The organism is Ralstonia sp. Ralssp135 (assembly GCF_047304345.1).
GTDB lineage: Bacteria > Pseudomonadota > Gammaproteobacteria > Burkholderiales > Burkholderiaceae > Ralstonia > Ralstonia chuxiongensis.
This window is the reverse complement of the sequence record NZ_JBGLYZ010000070.1, coordinates 1-10,701: the sequence shown is the minus strand read 5'-3', so window position 1 is coordinate 10,701 and position 10,701 is coordinate 1. Positions and strand designations below refer to the sequence as shown.

10 protein-coding genes are annotated in these 10,701 nt (G+C 62.4%); all 10 read right to left on the bottom strand.

The features are described 5' to 3' along the window. Positions 1 to 1,345 (bottom strand): FimV family protein (locus ACCD03_RS25045; protein WP_413413234.1); only part of this gene is annotated, 1,345 nt, incomplete at its 3' end. Positions 1,346 to 1,732: 387 nt separating this feature from the next. After that, positions 1,733 to 2,836 (bottom strand): aspartate-semialdehyde dehydrogenase, encoded by a 1,104-nt coding sequence (asd, locus tag ACCD03_RS25040; protein ID WP_253540091.1) that lies wholly within the window; start codon positions 2,834 to 2,836, stop codon positions 1,733 to 1,735. 82 nt (positions 2,837 to 2,918) lie between these two features. Next, positions 2,919 to 3,095 carry a hypothetical protein gene (locus tag ACCD03_RS25035; protein WP_413413233.1) on the bottom strand — a complete coding sequence of 59 codons (177 nt, stop codon included), beginning with the start codon at positions 3,093 to 3,095 and terminating at the stop codon, positions 2,919 to 2,921. Between the two features lie 81 nt (positions 3,096 to 3,176). Continuing rightward, positions 3,177 to 4,247, bottom strand: coding sequence for a 3-isopropylmalate dehydrogenase (gene leuB / locus ACCD03_RS25030; protein ID WP_413413232.1), 1,071 nt, complete (start codon positions 4,245 to 4,247; stop codon positions 3,177 to 3,179). A 33-nt stretch (positions 4,248 to 4,280) separates the two neighbouring features. Continuing rightward, on the bottom strand, positions 4,281 to 4,931 hold the full coding sequence (leuD, locus tag ACCD03_RS25025) for a 3-isopropylmalate dehydratase small subunit (RefSeq protein WP_045203311.1): 651 nt from the start codon (positions 4,929 to 4,931) through the stop codon (positions 4,281 to 4,283). A 23-nt stretch (positions 4,932 to 4,954) separates the two neighbouring features. Next, positions 4,955 to 6,364, bottom strand: coding sequence for a 3-isopropylmalate dehydratase large subunit (leuC, locus tag ACCD03_RS25020; protein ID WP_253540094.1), 1,410 nt, complete (start codon positions 6,362 to 6,364; stop codon positions 4,955 to 4,957). Between the two features lie 219 nt (positions 6,365 to 6,583). Further along, a complete protein-coding gene (gene gltA, locus ACCD03_RS25015; RefSeq protein ID WP_253540096.1) occupies positions 6,584 to 7,885 on the bottom strand; it encodes a citrate synthase in 1,302 nt (433 codons plus the stop codon). A gap of 122 nt (positions 7,886 to 8,007) precedes the next feature. After that, positions 8,008 to 8,295, bottom strand: coding sequence for a succinate dehydrogenase assembly factor 2 (locus tag ACCD03_RS25010; protein ID WP_009241006.1), 288 nt, complete (start codon positions 8,293 to 8,295; stop codon positions 8,008 to 8,010). Between the two features lie 71 nt (positions 8,296 to 8,366). After that, on the bottom strand, positions 8,367 to 9,068 hold the full coding sequence (locus ACCD03_RS25005) for a succinate dehydrogenase iron-sulfur subunit (RefSeq protein WP_009241007.1): 702 nt from the start codon (positions 9,066 to 9,068) through the stop codon (positions 8,367 to 8,369). Positions 9,069 to 9,090: 22 nt separating this feature from the next. Continuing rightward, on the bottom strand, positions 9,091 to 10,701 hold a 1,611-nt coding region (gene sdhA / locus ACCD03_RS25000; RefSeq protein ID WP_413413231.1), incomplete at its 5' end, for a succinate dehydrogenase flavoprotein subunit.

The following is a 10,701-nucleotide window of genomic DNA, read 5'->3' as shown; positions in this document are numbered from 1 at the left end:
CTGACCGTGCCGGCAAGGCTGGCGCCGCAGCCGTCGTCGAGGAAGCCGGTGCAGCGGCTGCCGTTTCTGCCGGGGCAGCCGTTGACGGCGCAGCACCAGCGGCCGGCTTGGCAGCGCTGGCCGCCTTGGCCAGTTCAGCGTTCTTCAATTCAACCAGGCGCTGCATGTCAGAGAGATTCTTCTCCAACTGTGCAACGCGCGATTCCATTTCCTTGAGCGCGCGCTCCTTGGCGACGAGCTCCTCGTCATGAGCGGCTGCGGCGCCAGCCTTGCCGGCACGGTCAGCCTTGGAGAGACGCAGCTCGTCGCGGCCGCTTGCAGCCGGCGTAGCCTGATCCTGCACACGGGCCGACACGCTGCCGCTTTGCTGGCGGGCGGAATCGGTATCCGTGGCCGCGTTGGCTTCCGCCGCCGTTGCGAGGCGGTTGCGATAGCCGGCAAAGCCGGACGTCTGCGCAATGACTTCGCGGCGTGCCTCGCGCGCAGGCGTTTTCTGCGCTTCGGCCTGCGAGGGCACTTTCAGCACCGAGCCGGTACGCAGCCGGTTGATGTTGCCGCCAATGAAAGCGTTGGGATTGTTCCGATACAGGGCCAGCAGCATCTGGTCGAGCGACACGGCGTCTTGACCTTGAGCAGCCGTCGATGCGACGTCGTAAAGGCTATCGCCACGCTGCACAGTGTACGAGCCACCGGGCGTAGCGTCCGGGGTGGCAGCAGCAGGAGCAGCTTGCTGGGCACGCGCGGCTTGGCGAGCAGCACGGGGCTGGCGTGCCGGTGCCGGCGCCGCGGCAGTCGGGGCTGCAGCTTGCGGTTGAGCGGCCGAGGCAGCCGACGTCGATTCAGCGGCGCCCGGCGTCGTGGCCTGCACCACCGGCGTCGGCGCGAAATTCTGTGCGGTATTGCTGGAGCCCACCGGATCCAGCAGGAACGTATAGGCGCGCGAAACGTGGCCGCTCGCCCAGTTCAAGTCGACCAGAACATCAACGAACGGCTCGGCGACGGGCTGGGTCGAGCGCAGACGCACCACATAATTGCCATTCGACTGGCGCTCCAGCGAGGCACGCAGCGAGGAGACGATTGGGTTGTAGGTCAGACCGGCACGCGAATAGGCATCCGGCGCAGCCAATTTGGCGACCAGGTTTTGCGCCTCTTCGGGCGTCACGCCGGTCAGATCGATCTCGGCCTGCAGCGGCTGGCCGAGGCTGGAACGCACGTGCAGCGCGCCGAAACCGGCCGCTTGTGCAGCGGGCTGAATCAGCAGCAGGCTCGCCGCAGCAAACGCGACGGCCGACCAGCGAGGACTGCGATGGGACGATTCTCTCCGGCGGTATTGGCTCACCCTCACCTTCGACTCCGTTATCTTTTAATGTGCAAACGAACTTAACATCAACGAGTTAGCGCAGCAAGTTCACCCAAAAAGTGAAGTGCTGGATAAGAACCGCCGTCAATCTTTATGAAAACGACACAATTGGCGAGATTCTGAAGCACCCGACGTACCCCCCGGAATGCGTGTGCTTCATGTGGCGCTAACCCTTCCCCGTGCCCCGTCCACCCCACGAATGGGCGGACAGCGTTCCGGCCGCTATTGTGTACCAACGTTACAGACCGTGGGCGTCCAGATGGCACAACGCCGCGCAGGCCGCGCGGCGTTGGTAGAAAAAGCGCACTTTCTGTTGTCAGGCCGCAACGACAGCCGCCGATGCCCGACCTGACAAGGAAAGCAAAGCTCGAATCACTTGCCCAGCAGGATACGCAACGTACGGCGCAGCGGCTCGGCGGCGCCCCACAGAAGCTGGTCGCCGATTACGAAGGCGCTCACATACTCGGGCCCCATGTTCAGCTTGCGCACACGGCCCACGCCGATTTCCAGACCACCGGTGATGGACGCCGGCGTCAGCTCCTTCTCGGTGATGCTGCGGTCGTTCGGTACCCACTTCACCCAGGGGTTACCCGAGCGGATGATCTGCTCGATTTCTTCGAGCGGCAGGTCGCGCTTGAGCTTGAGCGTCAGGCCCAGGCTGTGGCAGCGCATTGCGCCAATCCGCACACACAGGCCGTCGACCGGAATCGTCTGCGCCGAGCCCAGGATCTTGTTGACCTCGGCCTGGCCCTTCCACTCTTCCTTCGACTGACCGTTGTCGAGCTGCTTGTCGATCCAGGGGATCAAACCGCCAGCCAGCGGCGCCGGGAAGAATTCGGTCGGCACATCCTCGCGGATGGTCTTGGCAACCTTGCGGTCGATGTCCAAGATGGCGGAGGCCGGATTGGCCAGTTCATCAGCCACCGCGCCGTGGATCACGCCCATGCCCTTGAGCAGCTCGCGCATATGGTTTGCACCACCGCCCGAAGCGGCCTGGTAGGTCATCGAGCTGACCCACTCGACCAGGCCTTCGCGGAACAGTCCGCCCACGCCCATCAGCAGAATCGAATTGGTGCAGTTGCCGCCGATGAAATTCTTGGTACCGGCCGCCACCGCATTCTTGATGAGCGACAGGTTGACCGGGTCCAGCACGATCACGGCGTCATCTTCCATGCGCAGCGTCGAGGCGGCGTCGATCCAGTAGCCATTCCAGCCGGCGGCGCGCAGCTTCGGGAAGACTTCGGTGGTGTAGTCACCGCCCTGGCACGTGATGATCGTGTCGCATGCCTTCAATGCTTCGATGTCGTTGGCGTCGGCCAGGGGCGCATCCGTCTTGGCGAATGCGGGCGCCTTGCCGCCAGCGTTGCTGGTGCTGAAAAACACGGTGTCGATCAGGTCGAAATCCTTCTCTTCCTGCATGCGCTGCATCAGCACGCTGCCCACCATGCCGCGCCAACCGACGAGACCTACCTTCATGATTGTGAACCTCTAGTGATTTTCCCCGCCTCGGTCGCCCGGCGTGACCGCGCGGGGAAGGCGAACGGACACGACGGACGATCTACGAGATCGTTTTTTTGGTAATGATTTTCGTGGTCGTGCGAATCTCGACAAGCGTCATGCGAGCGCGCGCGGCAGTGCCCTTGGCGGCGATAGCCAGGGTGCCCAGAATGCCCAGTACGAGGACGGGGAGCGCGATCGAGATCATCTGCAAAAATATACACGATTTGGCGGCCACACAATGCACTGCAACATGTGTCCGCCGAAAAAATGACGATCGCGGCGCCGCATGTGACGGCACCGCAACGCATGCTTTGATTTACAAGGCAGCGACCACCGCGTCGCCCATCTCCACAGTGCCGACCTGTTTGCAGCCCGGCGTCAGGATGTCGCCGGTCCGGTAGCCCTGCGCCAGCACCTTCTTGACAGCCGTTTCGATGCGATCAGCCTGCTCGGCCTTGTTCAGCGAATAGCGCAGCATCATCGCCGCCGACAGGATCGTCGCCAGCGGGTTTGCAATACCCTTGCCTGCGATGTCTGGCGCGGAGCCGTGCGACGGCTCATACAGGCCCTTGTTGTTCGCATCGAGCGACGCCGACGGCAGCATGCCGATCGAGCCCGTCAGCATTGCGGCCTCGTCCGAGAGGATGTCACCGAACATGTTGCCGGTAACAATCACGTCGAAGTTCTTCGGGGCCTTCACGAGTTGCATGGCCGCGTTGTCGACGTACATGTGCGACAGCTCGACTTCCGGGTATTCCTTATGCACATCGGTGACGATGTCCTTCCAGAACTGGAACGTCTCGAGCACGTTGGCCTTGTCAACGCTGCACAGCTTCTTGCCGCGCTTGGCGGCAGCCTGGAAGGCGACGTGCGCGATGCGGCGGATTTCCGGCTCGCTGTAGCGCATCGTGTCGAAGCCTTCGCGTGCTCCGGCAAACGCACCGTCCGGGGCCGAACGCACGCCGCGCGGCTGGCCGAAGTAGATGTCGCCAGTCAGTTCGCGCACGATCAGGATGTCGAGACCGGACACGATCTCCGGCTTCAGGCTCGATGCACCGGCCAGCTCCGGATAACAAATCGCCGGACGGAAATTGGCGAACAGCTGCAAATGCTTGCGCAGGCCGAGAATGGCCTGCTCGGGGCGCAGTTCGCGCGCCAGCGTGTCGTACTTCCAGTCGCCCACGGCACCGAACAGGATGGCGTCAGCTTCCTTGGCGAGCTTGAGCGTGTCTTCGGGCAGCGGATGGCCCTTGGCTTCGTAGCCTGCGCCGCCCACGGGGGCGAATTCCATCTCGAACGGTTCGCCCAGTACCTTGAGCACCTTCACGGCCTCGGCGACGATTTCCTTGCCAATGCCGTCACCCGGCAACACTGCAATCTTGGTCATGTGTTTGGTTGTCCTTGTTGTTCTGGTGTCAACTCAGCCGACGAGCTTGTGCGCGAGCCACGGCATCTTGGCCAGGCGCTGCGCTTCATAAGCCTTGATCTGGTCGGCGTAGCGCAGCGTCAGACCGATGTCGTCGAAGCCGTTCAGCAGGCAGTATTTGCGGAATGCCGTGACGTCGAACGGATATGCCGTACCGCCTGGCGTGACAACGATCTGCTTGTCCAGATCGACGGTCAGTTGGTAGCCGGTAAATGCTTGCGTCTCGTTGAACAGATGATCGACTTGCGACTCCGTCAGCACGATCGGCAGCAGGCCGTTCTTGAAGCAGTTGTTGAAGAAGATGTCGGCAAAGCTCGGCGCGATGATGGCGCGGAAGCCATACTGCTGCAGCGCCCACGGTGCGTGCTCACGCGAGCTGCCGCAGCCGAAGTTCTTGCGCGCCAGCAACACGGAGGCGCCCTTGTAACGCGGCTGGTTCAGCACAAAGTCCGGGTTCAGCGGACGCTTGCTGTTGTCCTGGCCGGGCTCGCCGACGTCCTTGTAGCGCCACTCGTCGAACAGGTTCGGGCCGAAGCCCGTGCGCTTGATCGACTTGAGGAATTGCTTCGGGATGATGGCGTCGGTGTCTACGTTCTCGCGGTCGAGCGGGGCCACGAGGCCGGTGTGGATGGTGAATTGTTCCATGATTGCTCTCTCTATCCTGCCGCTCAAGCGAGCTTGCGCACGTCAACGAAGTGGCCTTCCAGCGCAGCCGCAGCGGCCATCGCCGGGCTGACCAGGTGGGTGCGGCCACCCGCGCCCTGACGACCTTCGAAGTTGCGGTTGGATGTAGATGCGCAGCGCTCGCCCGGGTCGAGGCGGTCGGCGTTCATCGCGAGACACATCGAGCAACCCGGCTCGCGCCATTCAAAGCCAGCCGCCTTGAAGATCTTGTCGAGCCCTTCTCGCTCGGCCTGCTCCTTCACGAGGCCCGAGCCCGGCACGACCATCGCCAGCTTCACGTTGGAGGCGATGCGCTTGCCCAGCTTCTGCACAACCCACGCGGCAGCGCGCATGTCTTCGATACGGCTGTTGGTGCACGAGCCGATGAAGACCTTGTCGATGTTGATGTCGCTGATGGCGACGTTCGGCTGCAGGCCCATGTATTCCAGCGCGCGCTCCATGGCGTTGCGCTTGTTCGGGTCTTTTTCCTTTTCGGGATCCGGTACGCGGTCTTCAATGCTGACCACCATTTCCGGCGACGTGCCCCAGCTCACCTGCGGGCGAATCTCTTCAGCGCGCAACTCGACCACCTGATCGAAATGCGCACCTTCGTCAGAATGAAGCGTGCGCCAGTAGGCGACGGCCTGCTCCCACTCCACGCCCTGGGGCGCGAATGGACGGCCCTTGATGTATTCCAGCGTGACATCGTCCACGGCGACCATGCCTGCGCGTGCGCCGCCTTCGATCGCCATGTTGCACACGGTCATACGACCTTCCATCGACAACGCGCGAATGGCCGAGCCGCCGAATTCCATGGCATAGCCCGTGCCGCCAGCCGTACCGATCTTGCCGATGATGGCGAGCACGATGTCCTTGGCTGTACAGCCACGCGGCAGCGTGCCTTCCACTTTCACGAGCATGTTCTTGCTCTTCTTGGCGAGCAGCGTTTGCGTGGCCAGCACGTGCTCGACTTCCGACGTGCCAATGCCGTGCGCCAGCGCGCCGAATGCGCCGTGCGTGCTGGTATGCGAATCGCCGCACACGACCGTCATGCCAGGCAGCGTCGCCCCCTGCTCCGGCCCGATCACGTGCACGATGCCCTGACGCTTGTCATTCATCTTGAATTGCGTGATGCCGTAGCTGTCGCAATTCGCGTCGAGCGTGTCGACCTGCAGCTTGGAAACCGGATCGGCAATGCCGTGCGAGCGATCGGTAGTCGGCACGTTGTGGTCCGACACAGCCAGGTTGGCGCTGATGCGCCACACCGGACGCTCGGCAATCTTCAGGCCTTCGAAGGCCTGCGGGCTCGTCACTTCGTGCAGCAGTTGACGATCGATGTAAAGGACAGTCGTGCCGTCCTCTTCGGTATGAACGACGTGATCGTCCCAAAGTTTGTCGTAGAGCGTCTTGGCCATGATTCGATCCGTGCACAACGCGCCCCTTTTTTAAATTCAGGGCCGCCGCGCGAGCAGTTTCGTGGGGAGTGATCGATTATGCCATCCGGGGCATTGGGCACCGGACGTGACTGACGAAAGGGGGTTTCGCCATTATGCGAAAGCCTTTCTGGCAGCTGCGGGCAACAAAAAGCCCCGCTGGTTTCCCGAGCGGGGCTTCTGTAAAGCGAACAGCCTGGCTTAGCGCTTGTCGATCGACGGCACTTCGCGGGTTGCGGCGCCATTGAACAGCTGGCGCGGACGACCGATCTTGTACTCCGGATCAGTGATCATCTCTTCCCACTGTGCGATCCAGCCCACCGAGCGGGCCAGCGCGAAGATGCAGGTGAACATCGACGACGGGATGCCCAACGCGCGCTGCACGATACCCGAGTAGAAGTCGACGTTCGGGTACAGCTTGCGGCTGACGAAGTACTCGTCTTCCAGTGCGATCTTTTCCAGTTCCATGGCGAGCTTGAACAGCGGGTCATTGTGCAGGCCCAGTTCGTTCAACACTTCATGGCAGGTTTCGCGCATCAGCTTGGCGCGCGGGTCGTAGTTCTTGTACACGCGGTGGCCAAAGCCCATCAGGCGCACGCCGCTGTTCTTGTCCTTGACCTGCTTGATGAACTCGGGAACCTTGTCCACCGAGCCGATTTCTTCCAGCATGTTCAGCGCGGCTTCGTTCGCGCCACCGTGCGCCGGGCCCCACAGGCAGGCGATACCGGCGGCGATTGCCGCGATCGGGTTCGTGCCCGACGAGCCGGCCAGACGCACCGTCGACGTCGAAGCGTTCTGCTCGTGGTCTGCGTGCAGGATGAAGATGCGGTCCAGAGCGCGCTCCAGCACCGGGTTCACCTTGTAGTCTTCGCACGGCGTGGCAAACATCATGCGCATGAAGTTACCCGTGTACGACAGGTTGTTCTGCGGATAGATGTTCGGCTGGCCGATGTTGTACTTGTACGCCATGGCCACCAGCGTCGGCAGCTTGGCGATCAGGCGGATCTGCGAGATTTCGCGCTCGCGCGGGTCATTGATGTTGGCAGCGTCCGGATAGAACGCGCTCATGGCACCAACCAGGCCGGTCAGCACGGCCATCGGATGGGCGTCACGACGGAAACCGCGCAGGAAGAACTGCATCTGCTCGTGCACCATGGTGTGGTTCGTCACCACATGGTTGAACTCTTCCTTCTGCTTGGCGTTGGGCAGCTCGCCCTTCAGCAGCAGATAGCAGATTTCCATGAAATCGCACTTGCTGGCCAGATCGTCGATGGCGTAGCCGCGATACAGCAGCTCACCTTTGTCACCATCGATGTAGGTGATCTTGGAATTGCACGACGCGGTCGACATGAAGCCGGGGTCGTACGTGAACTTGCCCGTCTGACCGTACAGCTTGCGAATGTCGATCACGTCCGGGCCAACCGTGCCCTTATAGATCGGCAGCTCGACGCTGGGCGAGCCATCGGAAAACGATAGGGTGGCTTTCACTTCGGACGGCGTCATGTCGGTTTCCTTCTCTGCTGTTTATAAAAATGAAGTCGGGAGACTCCCGCCAGACGGATCAAGGGGCGCCGGCCGGGGGCGGCTAGACCGATTCGTCTTGCGGCAACCTCTCGCGCGCCGGTTTAGACCGAGCGCAGCAAGGTCAGGACGTGCTGGATGTGAGGCACGTCGAGTTCGCCCTCCGGTTCCTTGCGTGCAAGCAGGAGATCCATCAGGTCGTTGTCGGGAAGCTCGAACAACTGCGAGAGCGCGGCAACGTCGTCATCCGACAGTTCCGTCTCGTAGCGGTTGAAGAATCGCTCGACGATGATGTCGTTCTCAAGCAGGCCGCGTCGGGCACGCCAGCGCAAACGGGCACGCTTGTGTGGATCGGACTGATGGGAGAACGTCGGAGTGTTCACAGCAACCATACTTCCTAAAAATGTGTCGCCGGAGAAACCGCTCCGGCGACACACAATGCCAAAGTGCGCTGACTCGCGGCTTACACCGCGCGCCGCACCATCAATTCCTTGATCTTGCCGATGGCCTTGGTCGGGTTCAGGCCCTTCGGGCACACATCGACGCAGTTCATGATGGTGTGGCAGCGGAACAGGCGATACGGATCTTCCAGATTGTCCAGGCGTTCGCTGGTGGCCTGGTCGCGGCTGTCGGCGATGAAACGATACGCCTGCAGCAGACCGGCCGGGCCGACGAACTTGTCCGGGTTCCACCAGAACGACGGGCACGACGTCGAGCAGCTCGCGCACAGAATGCACTCGTACAGGCCGTCGAGCTCTTCACGCTCTTCCGGCGACTGCAGACGCTCTTTCTCGGGCGGCGGCTCGTCGTTGATCAGGTACGGCTTGATCGAGTGGTACTGGTTGAAGAACTGCGTCATGTCCACGATCAGGTCGCGCACCACGGGCAGCCCCGGCAGCGGGCGCAGCACGATCTTCTCGGGCAGCTCACGCATGTTGGTCAGGCAGGCCAGACCGTTCTTGCCGTTGATGTTCATGGCGTCGGAGCCGCACACGCCTTCACGGCACGAGCGACGGAACGCGATCGACTCGTCGAGCTTCTTCAGCTTGACCAGCGCGTCGAGCAGCATGCGCTCGTGACCGTCGAGTTCAACCTCGTAGGTCTGCATGCGGGGTGCTGCGTCCTTGTCCGGATCGTAGCGATAGACTTCAAAAATACGCTTCATTTTTGTGGGCCCTTCTTATCCGTTAGAACGTACGCGCCTTGGGCGGCACCGATTCCACCGACAGCGGCTTCAACTGCACGGGCTTGTAGTCGAGGCGGTTGCCTTCGCTGTACCACAGCGAGTGCTTCATCCAGTTTTCGTCGTCGCGGTTCGGGAAGTCGCTGTGGGCGTGGGCGCCGCGCGATTCCTTGCGGGCGGCGGCCGACACCATCGTCGCCTTTGCCACTTCCACCAGGTTGGCCACTTCCAGCGCTTCGACGCGCGCGGTGTTGAACACCTTGGACTTGTCCTTCAGGTGGATGCTGCCAGCGCGCTCGGCCACTTCCAGGATGCGCTCGACGCCTTCATCCATCAGCTTTTGCGTACGGAACACGCCAGCGTGCGACTGCATGTTGCGGCGGATGTCGTTGGCGACGTCCTGCGCGTACTCGCCCGAGCTGGACGAATCGAGCTTGGCCAGGCGCGACAGTGCGCGGTCCGCTGCATCGGCCGGTAACGGCTTGTGCTCGCGGTTCTTCAGGTTCTGCGCAATGATGTGGTTGCCCGCCGAGCGGCCGAACACCACCAGGTCGAGCAGCGAGTTCGTGCCCAGGCGGTTGGCGCCGTGCACCGACACGCATGAGCATTCGCCGATCGCGTAGAAGCCGTTGATGACCTCGTTCGGGTTGCCGTTCTTCGGCACCACGACCTGGCCGTGATAGTTCGTCGGAATGCCACCCATCTGGTAGTGGATGGTCGGCACCACCGGGATCGGTTCCTTGATGGCGTCGACGTTGGCGAACTTCAGGCCGATCTCGCGGATCGACGGCAGGCGCTTCATGATGGTCTCGGCACCGACGTGGGTCAGGTCGAGCAGCACGTAGTCGCCGTTCGGGCCGCAGCCGCGGCCTTCCTTGATTTCCTGGTCCATCGAGCGCGACACGAAGTCACGCGGCGCCAGATCCTTCAGCGTCGGGGCATAGCGCTCCATGAAGCGCTCGCCATCCTTGTTACGCAGGATGCCGCCCTCGCCACGCACGCCTTCCGTGATCAGCACGCCCGCGCCGGCCACGCCGGTCGGGTGGAACTGCCAGAACTCCATGTCTTCCAGCGGGACGCCTGCGCGCGCTGCCATGCCCAGGCCGTCACCGGTGTTGATGAAGGCGTTGGTGGACGCTGCGTAGATCCGGCCCGCACCGCCCGTGGCGAACAGCGTCGTCTTCGCTTCGAGGATGTAGACCTCGCCGGTTTCCATTTCCAGCGCGGTCACGCCCAGCACGTCGCCGTCCTGGTCGCGGATCAGATCCAGCGCCATCCATTCGACGAAGAAGTGGGTCTTGGCCTTGACGTTACGCTGATACAGCGTGTGCAGCAGCGCGTGGCCGGTACGGTCAGCCGCGGCGCAGGCACGCTGCACGGGCTTCTCACCGTAGTTCGACGTATGGCCGCCGAACGGACGCTGGTAGATGGTGCCGTCGGCGTTGCGGTCGAACGGCATGCCGAAGTGTTCCAGCTCATAGACCACGTTCGGTGCCTGGCGGCACATGAACTCGATCGCGTCCTGGTCGCCGAGCCAGTCGGAGCCCTTGACGGTGTCGTAGAAGTGATAGTGCCAGTTGTCTTCGCTCATGTTGCCCAGCGAAGCACCGATACC